A 20218-nucleotide genomic window follows, 5' to 3' on the forward strand; every position below is an offset into this window, starting at 1 on the left:
ATTGATTCGCTTAGGCTATAAATGTAACCAATTGATGCAATTTATTACAGACCACATGAAGATCCCCTGTAGGAGCTGCCGCAGGCTGCGATCTTTTGATCTTGATTCTTCGAAGGCAAAAGCAAGAGCAAAAGATCGCAGCCTCGTTGCACTCGACAGCTCCTACAGGGGATCTTCGGTGGATGAAAAGTCGCTGTAGCCCTTATCCTTGTCACCCCCGCCGTACCGTTGTCAGGAGTAACCCCCATGCCCCATGAAGGCAATCTGTTGCAAGCCGCTGTCGTCTTTCTGTTCGCGGCCGTGCTCACCGTGCCTTTGGCCAAACGTCTGCAACTGGGCGCCGTGCTCGGTTATCTGTTTGCCGGCGTAATCATCGGCCCTTCGGTGCTGGGCCTGATCGGCAATCCGCAAAGCGTTGCGCATATTTCCGAACTGGGCGTGGTATTGCTGCTGTTCATCATCGGCCTTGAGCTGTCGCCGCGACGCTTGTGGGTGATGCGCAAATCGGTGTTCGGCGTCGGTCTGGCGCAGGTGCTGCTGACCGCTTCAGTGATCGGCGTGCTGGCGCTGTCGGTGTTTGGTCAACCACTGAACAGTGCGATTGTGCTCGGCCTCGGTCTGGCCCTTTCCTCGACGGCATTCGGTCTGCAAAGTCTGGCCGAGCGCAAAGAACTGACCAGCCCCCATGGGCGGTTGGCGTTTGCGATTCTGTTGTTCCAGGACATCGCCGCGATCCCATTGATTGCGCTGGTGCCGATGTTGGCGGGTGGTGCTCACGACACCAGTAACGCGGAAAGCCTGAACCATGCGTTGCAGGTGCTCGGCGGTATCGCCGTGGTCGTGGTCGGTGGGCGTTATCTGCTGCGTCCGGTGTTCCGCGTGGTGGCGAAAACCGGTTTGCCGGAAGTGTCGACGGCTACGGCGTTGCTGGTGGTGATCGGCACGGCGTGGTTGATGGATCTGGTCGGTGTGTCGATGGCGCTGGGCGCGTTTCTTGCCGGTTTGCTGTTGGCGGATTCGGAATATCGCCATGAACTGGAAGCGCAGATCGAACCGTTCAAAGGGCTGCTGCTCGGGCTGTTTTTCATCAGTGTCGGCATGGGTGCCAACCTCAGCTTGCTGCTGAGTGCGCCGATCACCGTGTTGGGGCTGACGCTGCTGTTGATTGGTCTGAAATTGCCGTTGCTGTTTGTCGTCGGGCGTCTGGCCGGTGGCTTGAACAAGGTCAGTGCGATTCGCCTCGGTATCGTTTTGGCGGCCGGTGGTGAATTTGCGTTTGTGGTGTTCAAGATTGGTCGTGATCAGGGCTTGTTCGAACCACGCCTGTATGACTTGCTGGTGCTGACCATCACCTTGTCGATGGCGGTGACGCCGTTGTTGCTACTGATCTGCGCGCGGCTGGTCAGCCCGAAAGTGCAGCCGGTGGAAGTACCGGAAAAATACCGCGAGATCGACACTGACACGCCGCGTGTAGTGATCGCCGGCATGGGCCGGATGGGCCAGATCGTCGCGCGGATTCTGCGTGCGCAAAACATCAAATTCGTTGCGCTGGATACGTCGGTGGAAACCATTGAACTGTCGCGCAGTTTTGGTGGTGTGCCGGTGTTCTACGGCGACCCGATGCGCCCGGAAATCCTCAATGCGGCCAAGGTCGGCGAGGCGGAATATTTCGTGATTGCCACGGATGATCCGGAGACCAATATCAAGACCGCCGAGGTGGTGCGCAAGCTGTATCCGCACATGAAGATCATCGCCCGGGCCCGTAACCGTCAGCACGTACACCGCTTGGTCGATGTTGGCGCGGAGGCGATTCGTGAGACTTATTATTCGAGCCTGGAAATGAGCCGGCGTACCTTGGTGGGACTTGGTTTGACCCAGGCCCAGGCCGATGCGCGGATCAAGCGTTTCAAGCACCACGACGAACAGGTGCTGGAGGCGCAGCACGCGATCTACGACGACGCGGCGAAAGTCCTGCAAACCGCCCAGGAAGCCCGGGCGGAACTGGCGCGGTTGTTTGAATCCGACCAGCTTGAAGAAGAATCCCGCAAATCCTGAGCCACATACAAACCCCATGTGGGAGCGAGCCTGCTCGCGAATGCAGTCTGTCAGTCATTGAGATGTTGACTGACACACCGCTTTCGCGAGCAGGCTCGCTCCCACAGGGGATATGTGTCACGCCGGCTCTAGCGTGCGCTCCTGTTTGACCGGCGCGACTTCAAACCGGTCCGCCAGAAACGGAGTGATGTCCAACGGCAGCGGTTCGTCGTTGACCAGTTTGTCCAGCAGCACGCCAGTAATCGCCGAGGTCAGAATCCCGGTGCGGAAATGCCCGCAGGCATTCAAGTACCCCTCCACCCCGCGCATCGGCCCGAGAATCGGCAACTCATCCGGCGAGCCCGGACGCAAGCCCGCCCACGTGCGTTTCAGATTGACGTCCTTGAGTTCCGGCAAACAACGCACCGCGCCCTGCACCAACCCGGCGATTTCCGGGTAGGTGGTAGTGACGTCGAAGCCTTTGTCTTCGGTGGTGCTGCCGATCAGGATCTCACCGTTGTCCTTCTGCGCCACGTAGCAATCGCTGGTGGTCAGGCAACCGTTGAGGATTTTCGGCATGCGCTCGGTCAACAGAATCTGGCCTTTCACCGGTTTCACCGGGATGCGAATACCCGTCGCCCACTCACTCAAATCCGCCGCCCACGCGCCGCTGGCGTTGATCAGCGTCTTGCAGTGGAACACGCCCTCCTCGGCCGTCTGCACACCGGTGACACGGCTGCCGTGATGCAACACGCCGGTGACGTTGGTGTTGACGAAGATGTCGACGCCGTTCTGCCGCGCGCCTTCCATGTAGGCATCGGCGAGGCGGAACGGGCTGACCTGGTGGTCGCAGAGAAACTCCAGCGCCCCGCGTGCTTCATGGCTGACGCTCGGCTCGGACTCGCGCAGCGCAGCCTGATCGAGCCAGCGCACCTGATCGGCCAGGTGCGGAATGCAACCGACGATGTGCTCGGCGTAGAGCCGGTCTTCATCGTCATAGATGACGAATTTCAACCCGGTTTTTTCGAACTTGAAATCCATCCCGTGATTGTCTTTCAGCTCACGGTGCAGCGCCGGGTACAGCGCATTGGATTGCAGGGCAAAATCGAAAAACGACTCCGGCAGAATGTGCGGCGTGCTCGCGTCCACGGCGACCGCCGCGCCCTGGGTTTCGCGCTTGCGGTTGGCCGACATCATGCGGAAGAAAATCACCCCGCAGCCGAGGCCGACCGACTCACCGATCGCCCACAAACCACCGGCCGAAGCCCGGGTTGCGTTGCCCGGGCGTTTGGCATCGATCAGCGCGACCTTGAGGTTTTTGCGTTTGGACAATTGATAGGCGCAGGACGCCCCGATCACGCCGCCACCGGCAATGACCACGTCATAGAACTTACTCATGGGCAGCGGCCTCCGTGCCGACAGACTGGAACGCGGAAAAAGGAATCGGATCGATCGGGAAACGCGGGCGCAGCCAACCGACGTCCTTGCGCCCGGTAGCCTGACGCAAGCGATCGCTGCAGTAGCCGACGCACATCCGGCCCTGGCAATCGCCCATGCTCACGCGGGTGCGCATTTTCAGGCTGGCGATGTCTTGCACACCCTGCTCCAGCGCCAGGTCGATGTCGGCACGGGTGGCGTGCTCGCAACGACAGATCACCGTGTCAGCGGCGGGCAATGCGGTCTGGCCGACGCCGCGTTCGGTGTAGCGATCCACGGCAGCGCGAAAGCGCACGATGGCTTTGAGTTTGCTCAAGTAGCGGTCGCGGCGCACGCGAGCCAGTTCCTCTTCGAGGACACCGCGTTGCAGGAGAATCGAGGTTGCGGCGATCTTACCGGCGAGCATCGCCGCCTCACCGCCGCGAATCCCGCCCATGTCGCCGGCCAGATGCACGTGCGGTTCGTTGCTTTGCTGCCAGACGTTGGCGTTGGCGCGCAGATATCCGTCGTCGCTGAAGCCGTGATCCAGGCCCATCTGCTGGCTCAATTGGGTGCGCGGAATGAAACCGTAACCGACCGCGAGGGTCTTGGCTTCGAAACGCTCAACACGCGACATGTCCGGTTCCCAAGTGGCCGAATATGGCGCGACGCTGACGCTTTTCAGCTCGCCCTCGCCATGCGCCTCGACCACGCCCCAGCCGTAGTTCATCGAGATACCGTGCAGTTTCAGGTAGGCGAGCATGCTCAAACCGTCGAGGAACAGCTGCGGTTTGTTCAGCAGCGCCAGACTTTCGCGGGCAATCTTGCCGAACGCACAGGACTCATACACGCCAGCAACGCTGACGCCTGCGGCATGCAGTTGTGTCGCTACCAGCGGCAGCAACGGCCCGGTGCCAGCGATGATCACCGGCCCTTGCGGCTTGACCACGCCGCTTTTGATTTGCAGTTGCAGACCGCCGAGCATGATCACCCCCGGCAAGGTCCAGCCAGGAAACGGCACGCTGCGTTCGTGGCAACCGGCAGCCATGAGCAATTGCGAATACTCGATCTCATGCAATTGCTCGTCGCCATCGAGCACCACCAGCGCGCGGGTGCCTTCGGCGCCGACCACGCGATGGTTGAGGCGCACGTCGATCAGCCCGGCCTGCTCCTGAAAATCACCGTGCAGTTTGCCCAGTACTTCGGAGTAACGCGGGCCGAGATAATCCAGTTGCACGCCGTCACGCAGCGGACCGCGATAGACCACACCGCCGAGGCGTGAAGCTTCTTCGAGCAAGGTGCAGCGCACGCCGTGGCGCGCCAGTTCGATGGCCGCCGCCATCCCCGCCGGGCCGCCGCCGACAATGACCGGTTGCTGGCTCATACGATCACCTCTTGCGTGGTGATGCGGTTGACCTGGGTTTCAATCTGCATGCCGTCCCGCACCACGGTCTGGCAGGCGCGGCGTTTGTGCCGGCCATTGATTTTCACCAGACAGCACTGGCACACGCCCATGCCGCAGTAGGCGCCGGAGATCTGGTCGTGATCGTTGCGTGCGATCTGGCGCACGCCGAGGGCCTGGATAACGCTGAGGACGGTTTCGCCAATGGCGGCGGTGACCGCTTGACCGTTGATGTGGACGGTCATGTCCGCCTGCGCCAACGGCTGGATATCGAAAGTTCTTTCTTGGCAGTGCATTGCAATGTTCATCCGTGAAAGTTCGGTTGAGGTGGTGTCAGCTCCTTGCTGCACTACACCGTGTCGACGCGTTTATTGTTGCTGTGATTGGGGCGTCGACGCGGGTACTCCGTCAGCGCAACAAGGTGCGCGTGAAGCACTGTAGTTCATACCTCAGCAAAGGCCGGGATCATTTACGTTTGGCGATCTCGCCGCAGTGAATATTGATCCAGGCCAGTGAAAACGATTGGATTGTCCAACGATCAGTTGGAGAAGACGAACTGCCCTTTGATCTTTTTTGCACCGAAGAAACCCAGGTCAGGAAACAGCAGGTTTTTCAGCCAAGCGACGAAAAAGACCATGGCCAACGTGATCGCTACGCCAATCACCGTGCCTATCGGATCTTCGCCATAGTCCTTGAACATACGTGGCATCTGGGTGATCGAGAGAAATACATACACGGTGTAGGCCTGCGCCACGTTGCGGTAAAACCCCCAAGCGAACAGCAAAGGGACGACACCGGCAAACAACCCCATGCCGATGGCCCAACCGGTGCTGATCGTCAGACCGAGGAAATAACCACCCACCAGCCCGATCAACGCCTGGATATAGGTCAGCCCGAGCAGCACCTTTATCTTGCCGGCGTGACGATCAATCAGTTCTGGATCGGGCCACGAGCCGATCAGATACGCCAACACCTTGTCCTTGACTGCGCCGCCGGACAACGCCTTGAAGGTTTCGGTTTTCGAGCGACCGGCGCCGAGCATCTCGCTCACCTGACGTTTGATTTCCTTCTTGTTCAACGTTCTCATCCTTAATCAGAGGTCTATCGAAATACAGCACAGCGCGGATTCTCGCCTTGTTGCCCGCCAGAAAGCAAAAAGCCGCTTCCACCCGAAGGTGGAAGCGGCCGAGGCATGGGCCTCAATGGAGCAATCAGTGCACGAACAGGGCGATCAGGATGATGATCGGGATCGGTACGCCGAGGAAAAACAGCAGTAGTGAGCGCATGGTGATGCTCCTTGTTTAACGGACTGGAGTGGTCGTGGTGTAGGTGTCGACTTCAACGTACTCGACAGCATCCCGACGACGACCGCCGAAGGTGGCCGCGAAGCTGGCGAAGAACGCACCGGCCAACAGCGAGATGAACATCCACAGCGAGGTCCAGGCAGCGACTTTCGCAGCGGTGTCGGCGGCTTGTTGAGCTTTCAGTTTGGCGTCGGCCAGGGCTTTCTGAGTGCGGGCGTAGATCTCATCGACGCGGCGCTCGGCATCGGCCTGAGTCAGGTTGGTGCGTTGTGCGACCAGTTGCGCAAGGTAGGTACGGTCTTCGGCGCTGAGCTGACCGTTGGCCAGGCTTTGCGCGAAGATGCGGGCCACGGCGCCATGCGCAGCGTCATCACTGACGGAAGCCGGACGGTCATCGCGGAACAGGCTGTCGATGTAGTAGCCGTACTGGTTGCTGTCGGTGTTGGCCGCAGCAGAACCGGCCGCTTGAGTCATGGCGCTGGCAGCACCGCCGGCGACGCTGGCACCGGCCTGCACACCACCACTGATGACGCTGCTGACCGAACCGACCACCAGCACTGCGGTAACCAATGTAGCCACACACCAGGCAAGGAAGCCGTGCGCGGTGTCGCGGAAATACACTTCGTCACCGTGCATGTTCGCCCACTTCACCCGCAGACGACCGGCGATGTAGCCGCCCATGCCGGAGGCGATGATTTGCGTTGCCGCCAACCAGACAATCGTGGAAATGCCCAAGCCCTTGGCGCTGACGCCCTCTCCGGCCCACGGTGAAACGGCAGAGAAACCCAAACCGAACCCGAGCAACACCAAAATCATCGACAGTGCAGCTGCAGCCGCAGCACCGGCAAAGATCGCGCCCCAGGACACGCCCGAAACGCTGCTCGACTCTTCAACGGCGGGATAAAACCCATCAGGGGATCTATTCATTGTTGTTCTGCTCCAGGCATGAAAAATGGTGTTACAACTCGTCATCAGAGGAATTGCAGTGACCGTGCCAGTCGAGAGAATTAAATAAACCCTTTGATTTCAGATAGTTATAAAGAATGAACTTCCGCAAACCTTGCAAATTGCAACAACTGCCGGATAACAGCGGGTTTTATGCATTGGCCTCGAATACCAATAGCGTTCGAAATTTGCGTTTGTGACAGGTCAACATGAAAGTTAATTTAAAGCGCCAGCGGATTTTCTTGGCAAAATGCTGCCATTCCGTTTGAACCGATCAGCAGGCCTGCCTATGACTCGTATCTTGACCATCGAAGACGACGCCGTGACTGCGCGGGAAATCGTCGCCGAACTGAGCAGCCACGGGCTGGAAGTCGACTGGGTCGACAATGGCCGCGAAGGCCTCGACCGCGCCGTGAGCGGCAACTACGACCTGATCACCCTCGACCGCATGCTGCCCGAACTCGATGGCCTGGCCATCGTCACCACGCTGCGTACCATGGGTGTGGCCACGCCGATCCTGATGATCAGCGCCCTCTCCGATGTCGACGAACGCGTACGCGGCTTGCGCGCCGGCGGCGATGATTACCTGACCAAACCGTTCGCCACCGATGAAATGGCCGCGCGGGTGGAAGTGTTGCTGCGTCGGCAGAACAGCGGCGCCACTCAGGCAACGACGTTGCAGGTGGCCGACCTCGAACTCGACTTGATCAGCCATGAAGCACGCCGTGCCGAACAAGTGCTGACGCTGCTGCCGACCGAGTACAAATTGCTCGAATTCCTCATGCGCAACAGCGGCCAGATCCTTTCGCGCATGATGATTTTCGAAGAAGTCTGGGGTTATCACTTCGACCCCGGCACCAACCTGATCGACGTGCACATCGGCCGTCTACGCAAGAAGATCGACGCCGCCGGCCATGTGCCGCTGATCCGCACGGTACGGGGCTCGGGTTATGTCATTGCCGAACCCGTCTGACGGCTGGCGTTCCTCCAGCAGCCGCCTGCTGGCGCTGTACAGTTCGCTGTTCGTGGCGTGGAGCGCGATTCTCATGGGGGTCATGTATTACGAGGTCTCCGGCTACCTCGACAACCTCGCCAAACACTCGCTGATGCAACGTCAGCACCTGTTTTCGCACTTTCGCGGCGAACAACTGGAAGACGCCCTCGCCGCCAGCATGACTTTCGATATTCGTGGCATCGACGCCTATGGCTTGTTCGACGCCGACGGCGTTTACCTCGGCGGCGCCTTGCAGCAGATTCCCGAAGGCCTGCCGCTGGACGGCAAGATCCACATGCTCGCCGACTGCGCCGACTCCGATGACCCGACCCTGCCCAATGACAGCTGCGACGCGGTCGCCACGCAAACCCGCGACGGTCGCTGGCTGGTGTTGCTGCGCGACAACGGCTCGCTGTTTGCGGTGACACGGATCATTTTGCATGCGTTGTTCTGGGGCGTGTCGCTGACGATTCTGCCGGGCATTGCCGGTTGGCATCTGCTGCGGCGCCGGCCGTTGCGGCGGATTCGAGCGATTCAGGACAGCGCCCAGGCGATTGTCGCCGGCGATCTGACTCATCGATTACCGCTGTCCAATCGCCGCGACGAGCTGGACATGCTTGCGGCCATCGTCAACGCCATGCTTGAGCGCATCGAGCGTTTGATGAATGAAGTCAAAGGTGTCTGCGACAACATCGCCCATGATTTGCGCACGCCGCTGACGCGCCTGCGCGCGCAGTTGTATCGCATGCAGCAGCAGGCTGGCGAAGGCTCGCAGGAAGCGGCGCAACTGGATTTGGTGCTGGCTGAAGCGGATACGCTGATGGCGCGTTTTCGCGGGTTGTTGCGGATTTCCGAACTGGAAGATCGCCAGCGGCGCTCGGGTTTTGTCGAACTCGACCCGGTGCAATTGCTGGAAGAACTGCATGAGTTTTACCTGCCGCTGGCTGAAGAAGGCGAGCTGCGTTTCGAGTTGAACATGCCGGAAACCCTGCCGCCGCTCAATGGTGACCGGGCATTGATGTTCGAGGCGTTGGCGAATCTGCTCAGCAACTCGATCAAGTTCACGCCCCCGGGCGGAACGGTAATGTTGCGTGGGGTGAACGCCGGTGGGCAGACGCGGATTGAAGTGCACGACTCAGGACCGGGGATTCCCGAGGCTGAGCGCGAGGCGGTGTTCCAGCGTTTCTATCGCGCCGAGGGCGGGCAGCCGCAGGGTGGCTTTGGTCTCGGATTGTCGATTGTCGCGGCGATTGTCAGCTTGCATGGCTTCGGTCTTGAAGTCGGCAGCAGTGATCTGGGCGGGGCGAAATTGGTGCTCAACTGCCGGCAGAGCCTGATCGAGAATTCCTGATTCCCGACATGATCGTTCCCACGCTCTGCGTGGGAATGCCTCAAGGGACGCTCCGCGTTCCAGCTTGAGAATGGGACGCAGAGCGTCCCGGGCTGCATTCCCACGCAGAGCGTGGGAACGATCATCAGCTCAGGTTGGGTAATTGGCTCGGAGTGCCTCGAGTCCACCCTGATAGATGCCGCTGAACAGCGCCACCACTTCTTCATCACTCACGCCTTTGGCGTTGAAGCGCCCCGACCACGTCACCCGGGCGCCCTGCCCCTGAGCTTCAACCTTGATCGTCGCCAGGTAATCAGTCGCCGGAAACGGTGCCTGTTCAATCGAATAGCTGTAGGTCTTCGCGGCGTTGTCGAACGCTTGCAGTCGCTCGATCACCACAGCGCCGTCAGCGGTCTGCAAGGTGCGCACACGGCCACCGTCGCTCAGTTCACTGTTGGGAATAAACGGCAGCCAATCGGGCAGCGTGTTGAAGCCGCCGATCAATTGCCAGACCTGATCGGCCGAAGCCGGGATGTCGATGGTTGCAGATGCTGTAGGCATAGATAAATGTCTCTCTCGGGAATTCAGATCGTGAGGCTGTCGACCACGCCGCCATCGACGCGCAATGCGGCGCCGGTGGTGGCCGAGGACAACGGCGAAGCAATGTAGGTGACCAGGTGCGCGACCTCTTCAACATCGGCGACACGCTGGATGATCGAAGTCGGGCGGGCCTTGAGCACAAAGGCATCGGCCTCATCGCGCAGGTTGCGCCCGGATTCGGCGGCAGCTTCTTTGAGCATGTCTTGCAGGCCGTCGGTGAAGGTCGGCCCCGGCAGGATCGCATTGACCGTCACCCCGGTGCCAGCCAGACGTTTGGCCAGACCGTGGGACACCGCCAGATTGGCGCTTTTGGTCACGCCGTAATTGATCATGTCGGCCGGCGTGGCGACGCCGGATTCCGAGGACAGGAAAATTACTCGGCCCCAGCCTTGCTCGACCATCGCCGGCACATAATGCCGCGCCAGGCGCACACCGGAAATCACGTTGACCTCATAGAAGCGCGTCCACTCGCTGTCCGGCGCTTCGAAGAAATCGACGGCGTCGAAGATACCGAGGTTGTTCACCAGAATGTCCGCGCGCGGTTCAGCGGCGAACAGCTTCTGCGCGCCCTCCGCGGTGCCCAGATCGGCAGCCAGACCACGCAACTGCGCACCCGGGACTTTCTCGCGAATACTCGCCAACGCCTGTTCAACCTTGCCCGTGTCGCGGCCGATCACCACCACCGTGGCGCCTGCTTCGGCCAGTGACTGGCTGATACCCAAGCCGATACCCGCAGTGCTGCCGCTGACAATGGCCAGTTTTCCACTCAGATCAATCTTCATGCTTTCACCTCATCGATTGGCAATGGTGCACGTTCGGAAACCAGTTGGGCGTCGCGCATCGCCTGCCAGAAACCGGCAGGAATGCTGGCCGACAATGCCGCGACATCTTCGGCGATGCGTTGCGGTTTGCTTGCTCCGGGAATCACCGCCGCAACAGCGGGATTGGCCAGCGAGAACTGTAGCGCAGCGGCTTTGATATCGACGTTGTAAGCGGCGGCGATGCGTTTGATCTGCTCGACCTTGGCGATGATTTCAGGGCTGGCCCGCTGGTATTCGAAGTGCGAGCCACCGGCCAGAATTCCTGAGCTATAAGGGCCGCCGACGACGATTTCAACGTTTTGCGCTAGGGCCGAATCCATCAGGCGTTGCAACGGACGCTCGTGGTCGAGCAGCGTGTAGCGACCAGCCAATAAAAAGCCATCCGGTTGCGCTTCGGTAAGGTCGAGAGTCAGTTCGCACGGCTCGACCTTGTTTACGCCCAGACCCCAGCCCTTGATCACGCCTTCTTCGCGCAACCGGGTGAGGACTTTGAACGCGCCAGTGCGAGCCTGATTGAAGTATTCCAGCCATTGATCGCCATAGAAGTCCTGCGCGATGTCGTGCACCCAGACGATGTCGAGGCGATCGGTTTGCAGGCGGTTGAGGCTGTCTTCGATCGAACGCAAGGTTGCGTCGGCGCTGTAGTCATTGACGATCTTGTTCGGGCGACCGTGTTCGAATACACCACTTTTTTCGCCCAGATCGCGGGTGGCGGCGTCTTCGATTTCATCGAGAATCACCCGGCCGACCTTGCTACTCAGCACATAGTCGTCGCGCTTGTATTGCTTGAGCGCTTCACCGAGGCGGATTTCCGATAGACCGGAGCCGTAAAAAGGCGCGGTATCGAAGTAGCGCACACCGGCATCCCACGCAGCATGCACGGTCGCTTGCGCTTCTTCTTCGGGGATAGCGCGGAACATGTTGCCCAGTGGCGCGGTGCCGAAGCCCAGTTGGCCGGGCAGTTTGTCTTTCAAGCTCATGGGTTTTTCCTCAATAGGTTCTGGGTCTGTGTGACCGTTGAGCAGATCCTAGATTGCGACACCGAGACCGTCCAAGACATAATGCGCAGCACTTGAGTCCCTATAGGTCTGACATGATCGACATCCGCCAATTGCGCTACTTCGTTGTAGTCGCCGAGGAAGAACACGTCGGCCGCGCCGCCGAACGGCTGCACATTTCCCAGTCGCCGCTGAGCCGACAAATCGCCCAGCTCGAAGAGCGCCTGGGCCTGACTTTGTTCGAGCGCAGCCAGCAACGCATTCGCCTGACCCGCGACGGTCAGACCTTCCTCGCCGAAACCCGCGCCTTGCTGACCCACGCCAATCGCCTGGAATCCCTCGGCAAACGTCTGGGCCGTGGCGAAGAAGGCGGTTTGTGCATCGGCTATATCGAGAACGCCATGCACGCCGGGGTTCTGCCCAATGCCTTGCGTGTGCTGCGCGCGGATCGGCCGAATGTGCATGTCGCGTTGTACAACCTCAGTTCCGCCGAGCAATTGGAGGGCCTGCGACAGCGTAGTCTCGATATTGCCTTGGTGAGTGAGCCGCCGACCGATGACGACCCCGATCTGTTGGGTTTCCAGGTGCTCGATGACCCGATGCTCTTGGCGTTGCCGGAACATCATCCATTGGCGCAGCAAGCGGCGTTGAGTCCCGAGGATCTGGCCGATCAGGAATGGATCGGCGTGCAGCCGCGACAGGATGCCAACGATGAGTTCGTCAGCGCCTGCATCCGCGCCGGCTTCACCCCGGATGTGCGCATGCAGGCGACCGAACCGTTTACTGCGCTGGGGTTGGTGGCGTCGGGGCTGGGGATTGCGATGATTCAGAAAGGCCTGAGCCATAACGCCCCGCCGGGTGTGGTGTTGCGCGAACTGCCATGGCTGAGGTTGACCACACCATTGTGGGCAGCGTGGCACCGGATCAATTTGCGGCCATTGGTGGAGACCTTCCGCACCGTTTTGACAGGTAATGAGATTTCCGCTGACTGAACGGGCCTCATCGCGGGCAAGCCCGCTCCCACAGGTTCATGGGTGAGCCTGAACTTTGTGTACGCCGCAAATCCCTGTGGGAGCGGGCTTGCCCGCGATGAGGCCAGCAGCCACAACCATTGCCCTCGGGCGATCTACACTCAACGGATACGCACCCAGCGGTGAGATCGCCATGAAAATGTCTGCGCAAATGACCGTCGTTGCGGTACTCGCCACCCTCGCCTACCTCGGCCTGGCAGTGTGGGGTATTGGCGGCGTGGCGATGTTCTTTTCCCACGGTTCGCTGGTGATCGTCGCACTGGCGACGGTGGCCATGGTGATCGCTTCGCTGTTCAGCGAGGTCAACCTCAGTTCCGGCGAGCGCGAAGACCGCGCCAATCGCTGGGTGATTCCGGCGTTCGGTGTGATCGGGCTGGTCAGTGGTTTTCTGCCGGCTTACTGCGACCGGGTGAATTTCTGGACAGTGGGCAGTGAAGGCGTGCGCTGGCTCGGTGCTCTGTTGTTTATCGTCGGCGGCACACTGCGGTTGTGGCCGGTGTTTGTGCTGGGGCGGCGGTTCAGTGGGTTGGTGGCGATTCAGCCGGGGCACCGATTGGTGACCGATGGCATCTATCAACACCTGCGCAATCCGAGTTATCTGGGGCTGGTGGTCAATGCCGTGGGCTGGGCGCTGGCTTTTCGTTCGGTGGTCGGACTGATGCTGGCAGCGCTGACACTGATCCCGTTGATTGCCCGGATTCATTCGGAAGAAGCCCTGCTGCGGGCGCAGTTTGGGGCGGAGTACGAGGCTTATTGCGCGCGGAGTTGGCGTTTGGTGCCGGGGGTTTACTGACCACAGGGCAACACTTGACCCTGTGGGAGCTGGCTTGCCAGCGATAGCAGTGGTTCAGTCAAATTTAAAGTGACTGACAGCGCCTCATCGCTGGCGAGCCAGCTCCCACGGGGATTGTGTTGTGTCAGTTTTTTTGCAGGTGGAGCTGGCCGTTGCTGTCGACTGCGACACGTACGTCAGCATAACTGGCCAACGTCGCGTGAACCGTTTCCAGCGGATGCTGATGCGTCGTGGTGATGATCATCAGCGGCGCACCGGCCGCTTCGGCAGCCTGAATGCCAACGGTAGCGTCTTCGAAGATCAGGCAATCACGCGCTTCCAGACCTAGACGTTTGGCCGCCAGCAAATAGCCGGCCGGATCAGGTTTACCCGCCTTCACATCTTCAGCCGTGATCATCACCGCCGGCGCTGGTATCCCCGCCGCCGCCATGCGCCGCAAGGCCAGATCCCGTGGCGCCGAGGTCACCATCGCCCAGCGATCTTTGGGCAGGCTGTTGAGAAATTTCGCCGCGCCGGGAATCTCGACAATGCCTTCGACGTCTTCGATTTCCGCTTCGGTGATTAACGCGGCTTGCACCTCGGCATCCACGCCCGGCAGATCCAGGCGATTGATCGTGTCGATGGCACGCGCGCCATGAATGGTCGGCAAAAAGGTTTCCACATCGACGCCATGGCGCACGGCCCAGGCTGCCCATATCCGCTCGGCGGCGGCAATGGAGTTGAGGACGGTGCCGTCCATGTCGAACAGAAACGCGCCGAACGCGCGATCGAATACACGAGTGTTAGCAGACAAAGGTTCGCATCCTCTGGCAAAAGACCGGGCGGGCAATGTAGCACTTGCCCGGTCGATTCACCCAGCGTGTCAGTGCAGGCGAGGGGCCTTGGATTTGAAGGCGCTGTCGACGCAGTCGAGCAATTGACCAATGGCCCACGGCTTTTTGATGAACGCCACCGGATGCTTGACCCCGGAGGTCTCGGGCGTTTCATAGCCGGACATGACCATCACCGGTTTGTCCGGCCAGCGGTCGCCGACCAGGTTGGCCAGATCAGCACCATTGAGGGTGCCGGGCATGGTGATGTCAGTCAGCAACAACGCCACGTTCGGGGCGTTTTTCTCAAGGTACAGTGATGCGGCGTCGGCACTGGTCTGCGGCTCGACCTTGAAACCTTCCTCCTGAAGAATTTCGCAGAGAAACTCCAGAATCAACGGATCATCCTCAACCACCAGAATCAATCCGTCAGGAAGGTGCGCGTCCGCCGTCGGTGTTGGGCACATGGAACTGCACTCCCTGAATTGCATTAACGATTTAGCGGCTTGAATCCGCTGCTTAACTGGTATGAGCAGCGGGCTCTGCAGAAATTCATTTTTGATACAGGTCTTTTGCGAAACGGCGTTTTTGCCAGTCAGCGGCAATCGTTCGCGACGGTGTATTTGTGGTTAAAATGCCGGCCCTTTTGCTTGCCGATCCTGACCGATGAACCCTGAAGCCCTCGCCACCCTCCACGCCCATCTGCTGCCGGCCCTCGCGGCTGCACCCAGCGAAACCCGTCGCCTGTTCCACGGGCGCGGACGCTGCTGGGCCGGGCTGGAGCAGTTGACCGTGGACTGGCTGCAAGGCGTGGTGCTGGTCTCGCTGTTCAAGGAGCCGGCACCTGAGCAACTGGACAATCTCAAAGCGTTGCTGCTGGAACTCACGGGGTCCGCCGAATGGCAGCAGTCGGGCGCCCACACGCTGCTGATCCAGCATCGCTACTTGCCACAGAGCACCGCCGAATGGTTGCTGGGTGATGAGATCGACGAAATGAGCATCGTCGAGGGTGGTTTGCAGTACCGCGTCGATCTGGGTCGCAAACAGAACGCCGGGCTGTTTCTCGACATGCGTTACGGGCGCAACTGGGTGCGCGAACAGGCCGACGGCAAACGCATCCTCAATCTGTTTGCCTACACCTGCGGTTTTTCCGTGGCGGCCATCGAGGGTGGCGCCAGCCATGTGGTCAACCTGGACATGTCTCGCGCCGCACTGAGCCGGGGCCGCGACAACCATCGCTTGAACGGCCATGACCTGAGCAAAGTCAGCTTCTTGGGCCACGACCTGTTCAAGTCCTGGGGCAAGGTGATCAACAGCGGCCCTTATGACCTGGTGATCATCGATCCGCCGTCGTTCCAGAAAGGCAGTTTCCTGCTGACCAAGGATTACCAGCGCGTGCTGCGTCGTTTGCCGGAACTGCTCACGCCCCAAGGCACGGTGCTGGCGTGCATGAATGACCCGGCGTTCGGTTCGGACTTTCTGATTGAGGGCGTGACGCAGGAAGCGCCGGGTTTGCGCTTTGTAGAGCGGCTGGAAAATCCGCCGGAGTTTCCGGATATTGACCCTGAAAGCGGCCTCAAAGCCTTAGTCTTCCAGCGCACCCCCTGACACTCCACCATCGCGCAAACACCACTGCCCCCTGTGGGAGCTGGCTTGCCAGCGATGAGGACGGCGCAGTCGACATCTTCATCGCCTGACATACCGCCATCGCTGGCAAGCCAGCTCCCACAGGGAAAGTGTTGAGTCAGGGAGTTGGTGGGCGCAGCACCAGCGCAAACAACTCGCCATGCCCGGTGACATTGAGCTTGTGATACAGATTGCGCCGATGCACTTTGACCGTCTCCGGCGAGATGCCCATCTGCTGGGCCATCGCCTTGCTGGAGAAACCCTGCAAAATCAGCCGCGCCGTATCGACCTCGCGCACCGTCAGCCGCGCATCGAAGCGGTCGAGCAACGCCGCCAGATCCCCGACCACCGCCTCCGCCACCGCACCCTGTGGCGGCAGCAACTGCACATGCCGACGCATCGCCGCCAGCACCCAGTCACGCACGCACAGTAGCCTGCCCTGCTCGGCCATATCGAACGGCGTGGAACGCCCCAATGACAAACCGAGCACGCCGCCTTCGATGTTGATCATGAACTGCAACTCGTCTTCGCCGACCACCGAACGAAAGTAACTCTGGTAGTACTCGCTGTGCAGAAACTGGTCCGGCGCCACCGAGGCCAGGCTGTGCAAGCCGTCGGCGACGCCGATCGATGCGGCTTGATAAAACGGATCGAGCAGGTACATCCCGGCGCTGTAGCCGGCCAGTTCTTCCTGCTCGTCGGCACGTCCGCTGCTGTCGAAGTCGATCAGCAATTGCGGCGCCTGCCCGGCCTTCATCAGCGCCACCAGCGCGTTGTCCAGCGGCACCAGTAACCGCAACGTGTCCACCAGCGCACGCCAGAAACCGTCCTGACCGACACCGGCAAATACCCGCGCCAGGCTCTGATGCACTGGCAGTTCCTGCAACAAGGCGTCCACGCACTACCCCTTTTGAGTAACCCATGATGGGAATGGGTCAGGCGTGACCGGCCCGATAGGCTGAGCACTCCTGTTCATCACCGGCCTGCACAGGCCAGGAGTGCCGCATCATGCGTCGTCACCGTGGCTGTATCAACCTCAGCATTCAACTGGGCCTGCTGGCCGGTATCGGCGCCGGCTCAATGGCCATGGCCGCCGACGCGCCGAGCGTGCACGTCTACAACTGGTACGACTACATCGGCCCGAACACACTCCACGATTTCCAGCGCGACAGCGGTATCCAACCGGTCTACGACACCTTCGACAGTGCCGAAGTCCTCGAAGGCAAACTGATGACCAGCCGCAGCGGCTACGACGTGGTGGTGGCAAGCAACTTCAGCCTGCCGACGCTGATCAAGGCCGGCGCACTCGCCCCACTGCCGCGCGAACAACTGCCGGGCTGGAAGAATCTCGACAGCGAACTGCTGGCGAAACTGGCCAACAACGATCCCGGCAATCAATACGCAGTGCCGTACCTGTGGGGCACCAACGGCATCGGTTACAACGTCGACAAGGTGCGCGCGGCGCTGGGCGACAAGGCGCCGGTGGATTCGTGGGATTTGGTATTCAACGAAGACAACCTCGCCAAACTCGGCCAGTGCGGTGTGGCGATGCTCGATTCGCCGTCGGAAATGCTGCCGGTCGCCCTGCACTATCTCGGCTTGCCACCGAACAGCACCGATCCCGAAGACTATAAAAAAGCCGAAGCGCTGCTACTGAAACTGCGCCCGCACATTGCTTACTTCAACTCGTCGAAATTCATCAGCGACCTGTCCAACGGCAACATTTGCGTGGCAGTCGGTTGGTCGGGCGCGATGCTGGAAGCCAAGACCAATGCAGAGCAGGCCAACAACGGCGTGAAGATCGCCTACAGCCTGCCCAAGGAGGGCGCGCCGGTGTGGTTCGACACGCTGGTGCTGCTCAAGGACGCGCCGAATCGAACCCAAGGCCTGGCCTTTATCGACTATCTGCTGCGGCCCGAAGTGATCGCGCCGGTCAGTGATCATCTGTCGTATCCCAATGGCAACCGCGCGGCGACTGCGCTAGTTGCAGAAGCCACGCGGGACAACCCGGCGGTTTATCCCTCCGCCGCAGCGATGGCCACGCTGTACACCCTTGAGCCTTTACCGAAAGCCACCGAACGCGTGCGCACGCGGGTGTGGAGCAAGGTCAAGAACGGGCAGTAATCCCTTTTTGAACATTCCACAAAACCCTGTGGGAGCGAGCCTGCTCGCGAAAGCGGTGGGTCAGGCACTGATGAGTTGAAAGTGCCGGCGCATTCGCGAGCAGGCTCGCTCCCACAGGGTCAGTGCACAACCCTGCATTTTTCAGAGAGACAACAATCAATGAAACCTCGTGCCCGTGACCTCAACATCCGCATCGGCCAACTGCTTCCCGGCCCGTTCAACGCCATCACCGATGTACCCGGCGTGCGCGTCGGCCACAGCAATGTGCGCGGTCGCAGCAGCGCCGGGCGGGACATCTGCACCGGCGTCACGCTGATCGAACCGCGCTCGGGCTCGACCAATCAGCAACCGTGTTTTGCCGGCGTGCATGTGCTCAACGGCAACGGTGACGCCACCGGCCTTGAATGGATTCGCGAAGCGGGTTTGCTGACCAGCCCGATTGCGTTCACCAACACCCACAGCCTCGGTGTGGTACGCGATGCCTTGGTTGCCCTGGATCGCCAGCAGCAACCCGACGACGGTCGCCTCTACTGGAACATGCCGGTGGTGCTGGAAACCTTTGACGGTTTGCTCAATGACATCAACGGTTTTCACGTCCAGCCTGAACACGTCGCCGAAGCGCTCGCCGCCGCCGTCGTTGGTCCTGTCACGGAAGGCGCCGTCGGCGGCGGCAGCGGCATGATCTGCCATGAATTCAAGGGTGGTATCGGCACCGCTTCGCGGCGTTTGAGCAGTGCCCTGGGCGGCTGGACCGTCGGCGCGATCGTGCAGGCGAATCACGGTATTCGCAGTGAGCTACGGGTCGATGGCTACCCGGTCGGGCGCTATATGGAACAGAAAGATTCGCCGTTCCTGCGCGCCTCATTGCCGCATCCGGGCATGGGCTCGATCGTCGTCTGCCTGGCCACCGACGCGCCGCTGTTGCCGCATCAATGCACACGTCTGGCGCAGCGTGCGAGCCTCGGCCTGGCGCGCACCGGCGGCGGTAACGAGGATCACAGCGGCGACATCTTCATCGCCTTCGCCACCGGCAACGATCACGTGCCGCCCGCCGCCTACGAAGGCAAAGGCGCGCCGACCTGCGACGGTTTGCGCATGGTCAACAATGACCATATCAGCGAGCTGTTTCTGGCCGCGACCGAGGCGGTTGAAGAAGCGATCATCAATGCCTTGCTGGCCAGCGACAGCACCGAGGGCAACGGGCATTCAGTGCCGGGACTCGACGCCGACACCCTGCTCGCTGCTCTCGAAAAATCAGGCTGGCCCGGTGCCCGCTGACACCGCAAAAACACTGTAGGAGCTGCCGAAAGCTGCGATCTTTTGATTTTAAGAACAAGATCAAAAGATCGCAGCCTTCGGCAGCTCCTACAGGGTTATGTGAGCATTTGGCTGCCGAGCTCCCTTGCAACCGCCAATTGCTCCTGCGGATCGCGCAACTCCGATTCCGGCAACAACGTCGAACTCAGCACCGTCGCTCCGCAGTAGTCGAAAATCCCGTGCTCAATCTGCGCCTTCATCGCAGCGCCATAGCCGTGGCGCTCGTAAGTGCGTGCATCCGCGCCGGCGAGGCCGACCAGATGCACGCGCAGTCGCTGCAGCAGCTTCACATGCTTGAGGTCACCACTGAAATCGAAGGCCCAGCCATTGCTGAACACCCGATCGATCCAGCCTTTGAGCTGTGCCGGCATCGACCACCAGTACACCGGATACACCAGCACCAAGGTATCGGCGCGGTCGATGCGTGCCTGTTCGGCCAGGACATCAGCGGGCGGCGCGGACTCGCGGTGATGCACGGCGAAATCCGCCGCGCCAAAACGTGGCTCGAAGCCCTCGGCATAGAGATCGGCGATTTCAAAGGTGTTGGCCGGGTTGGCCTGAACAAGGCTTGCAGCGATTTACGCGGCGACGCTGTGGGTCAGCGAGCGTGGGTCGTGATGCGCGACGACGATCAAGGCGTGCATGGCAATTCTCCGGTTGGTGATTGTTCACCA

At 60.5% G+C, this 20218-nt stretch carries 19 protein-coding genes and 1 pseudogene; 8 read left to right on the top strand and 12 right to left on the bottom strand.

What is annotated here, in order from left to right:
- Positions 1-246 precede the first annotated feature (246 nt).
- Positions 247-2055: a monovalent cation:proton antiporter-2 (CPA2) family protein gene (locus tag RMV17_RS18045; protein ID WP_160058561.1), complete on the top strand. Its 1809-nt coding sequence runs from the start codon at positions 247-249 to the stop codon at positions 2053-2055.
- A gap of 117 nt (positions 2056-2172) precedes the next feature.
- On the opposite strand, the gene hcnC is transcribed toward RMV17_RS18045, so the two are convergent.
- The 5 genes from hcnC to RMV17_RS18070 all read right to left on the bottom strand — a co-directional run bounded on the left by hcnC (position 2173) and on the right by RMV17_RS18070 (position 7083).
- Complete coding sequence (hcnC, locus tag RMV17_RS18050; protein ID WP_311881552.1) at positions 2173-3432, bottom strand: cyanide-forming glycine dehydrogenase subunit HcnC; 1260 nt, start codon at positions 3430-3432, stop codon at positions 2173-2175.
- Complete coding sequence (hcnB, locus tag RMV17_RS18055; protein WP_311881553.1) at positions 3425-4834, bottom strand: cyanide-forming glycine dehydrogenase subunit HcnB; 1410 nt, start codon at positions 4832-4834, stop codon at positions 3425-3427. Before hcnB ends, hcnC begins: the two co-directional genes overlap by 8 nt.
- Entirely contained in the window at positions 4831-5148 is a 318-nt protein-coding gene (gene hcnA / locus RMV17_RS18060; RefSeq protein WP_311881555.1) for a cyanide-forming glycine dehydrogenase subunit HcnA, read from the bottom strand. Before hcnA ends, hcnB begins: the two co-directional genes overlap by 4 nt.
- Before the next feature lie 242 nt (positions 5149-5390).
- Positions 5391-5930: a hypothetical protein gene (locus RMV17_RS18065; RefSeq protein WP_034156159.1), complete on the bottom strand. Its 540-nt coding sequence runs from the start codon at positions 5928-5930 to the stop codon at positions 5391-5393.
- Positions 5931-6153: 223 nt separating this feature from the next.
- On the bottom strand, positions 6154-7083 hold the full coding sequence (locus RMV17_RS18070; RefSeq protein WP_064120912.1) for a hypothetical protein: 930 nt from the start codon (positions 7081-7083) through the stop codon (positions 6154-6156).
- A 307-nt stretch (positions 7084-7390) separates the two neighbouring features.
- On the opposite strand from RMV17_RS18070, the gene RMV17_RS18075 reads away from it, so the two are divergent.
- Together RMV17_RS18075 and RMV17_RS18080 are read left to right on the top strand one after the other, a co-directional pair.
- Complete coding sequence (locus RMV17_RS18075; protein WP_007914996.1) at positions 7391-8074, top strand: response regulator transcription factor; 684 nt, start codon at positions 7391-7393, stop codon at positions 8072-8074.
- The gene (locus RMV17_RS18080; RefSeq protein ID WP_311881559.1) at positions 8052-9446 is read left to right on the top strand and encodes a HAMP domain-containing sensor histidine kinase; all 1395 of its coding nucleotides are present in this window, start codon (positions 8052-8054) and stop codon (positions 9444-9446) included. Before RMV17_RS18075 ends, RMV17_RS18080 begins: the two co-directional genes overlap by 23 nt.
- Positions 9447-9575: 129 nt before the next feature.
- Here RMV17_RS18080 and RMV17_RS18085 read toward each other — a convergent pair whose 3' ends face one another.
- From RMV17_RS18085 to RMV17_RS18095, 3 genes are read right to left on the bottom strand one after another with little or no spacing between them, the layout of a single operon-like run.
- Positions 9576-9986, bottom strand: coding sequence for an SRPBCC family protein (locus tag RMV17_RS18085; RefSeq protein WP_034156162.1), 411 nt, complete (start codon positions 9984-9986; stop codon positions 9576-9578).
- A 23-nt stretch (positions 9987-10009) separates the two neighbouring features.
- Positions 10010-10807 carry an SDR family NAD(P)-dependent oxidoreductase gene (locus RMV17_RS18090; protein WP_034156163.1) on the bottom strand — a complete coding sequence of 266 codons (798 nt, stop codon included), beginning with the start codon at positions 10805-10807 and terminating at the stop codon, positions 10010-10012.
- A complete protein-coding gene (locus RMV17_RS18095; protein WP_311881560.1) occupies positions 10804-11826 on the bottom strand; it encodes an aldo/keto reductase in 1023 nt (340 codons plus the stop codon). Before RMV17_RS18095 ends, RMV17_RS18090 begins: the two co-directional genes overlap by 4 nt.
- A gap of 113 nt (positions 11827-11939) precedes the next feature.
- On the opposite strand from RMV17_RS18095, the gene RMV17_RS18100 reads away from it, so the two are divergent.
- Together RMV17_RS18100 and RMV17_RS18105 are read left to right on the top strand one after the other, a co-directional pair.
- Positions 11940-12836 carry a LysR substrate-binding domain-containing protein gene (locus tag RMV17_RS18100; protein WP_311881561.1) on the top strand — a complete coding sequence of 299 codons (897 nt, stop codon included), beginning with the start codon at positions 11940-11942 and terminating at the stop codon, positions 12834-12836.
- A 172-nt stretch (positions 12837-13008) separates the two neighbouring features.
- A complete protein-coding gene (locus RMV17_RS18105; RefSeq protein WP_108226981.1) occupies positions 13009-13668 on the top strand; it encodes a methyltransferase family protein in 660 nt (219 codons plus the stop codon).
- A 124-nt stretch (positions 13669-13792) separates the two neighbouring features.
- Here the strand turns inward: RMV17_RS18105 and RMV17_RS18110 are convergent, their stop codons facing one another.
- Complete coding sequence (locus RMV17_RS18110; RefSeq protein ID WP_311881562.1) at positions 13793-14461, bottom strand: HAD family hydrolase; 669 nt, start codon at positions 14459-14461, stop codon at positions 13793-13795.
- Positions 14462-14530: 69 nt separating this feature from the next.
- Positions 14531-14944, bottom strand: coding sequence for a response regulator (locus tag RMV17_RS18115; protein WP_311881563.1), 414 nt, complete (start codon positions 14942-14944; stop codon positions 14531-14533).
- Between the two features lie 199 nt (positions 14945-15143).
- On the opposite strand from RMV17_RS18115, the gene RMV17_RS18120 reads away from it, so the two are divergent.
- The gene (locus RMV17_RS18120) at positions 15144-16085 is read left to right on the top strand and encodes a class I SAM-dependent methyltransferase (RefSeq protein ID WP_311881565.1); all 942 of its coding nucleotides are present in this window, start codon (positions 15144-15146) and stop codon (positions 16083-16085) included.
- A gap of 136 nt (positions 16086-16221) precedes the next feature.
- Here the strand turns inward: RMV17_RS18120 and RMV17_RS18125 are convergent, their stop codons facing one another.
- Complete coding sequence (locus tag RMV17_RS18125; protein WP_311881567.1) at positions 16222-17001, bottom strand: helix-turn-helix transcriptional regulator; 780 nt, start codon at positions 16999-17001, stop codon at positions 16222-16224.
- 110 nt (positions 17002-17111) lie between these two features.
- On the opposite strand from RMV17_RS18125, the gene RMV17_RS18130 reads away from it, so the two are divergent.
- Both RMV17_RS18130 and RMV17_RS18135 read left to right on the top strand, forming a co-directional pair.
- Complete coding sequence (locus RMV17_RS18130; RefSeq protein ID WP_311881569.1) at positions 17112-18227, top strand: polyamine ABC transporter substrate-binding protein; 1116 nt, start codon at positions 17112-17114, stop codon at positions 18225-18227.
- A gap of 159 nt (positions 18228-18386) precedes the next feature.
- Complete coding sequence (locus RMV17_RS18135; RefSeq protein WP_311881571.1) at positions 18387-19505, top strand: P1 family peptidase; 1119 nt, start codon at positions 18387-18389, stop codon at positions 19503-19505.
- 95 nt (positions 19506-19600) lie between these two features.
- Here the strand turns inward: RMV17_RS18135 and RMV17_RS18140 are convergent.
- A pseudogene (locus tag RMV17_RS18140) lies at positions 19601-20188 on the bottom strand (NAD(P)H-dependent oxidoreductase).
- Between the last annotated feature and the right edge of the window lie 30 nt (positions 20189-20218).

Origin of the sequence: Pseudomonas sp. VD-NE ins (genome assembly GCF_031882575.1) — a bacterium.
Lineage (GTDB): Bacteria > Pseudomonadota > Gammaproteobacteria > Pseudomonadales > Pseudomonadaceae > Aquipseudomonas > Aquipseudomonas fluorescens_BZ.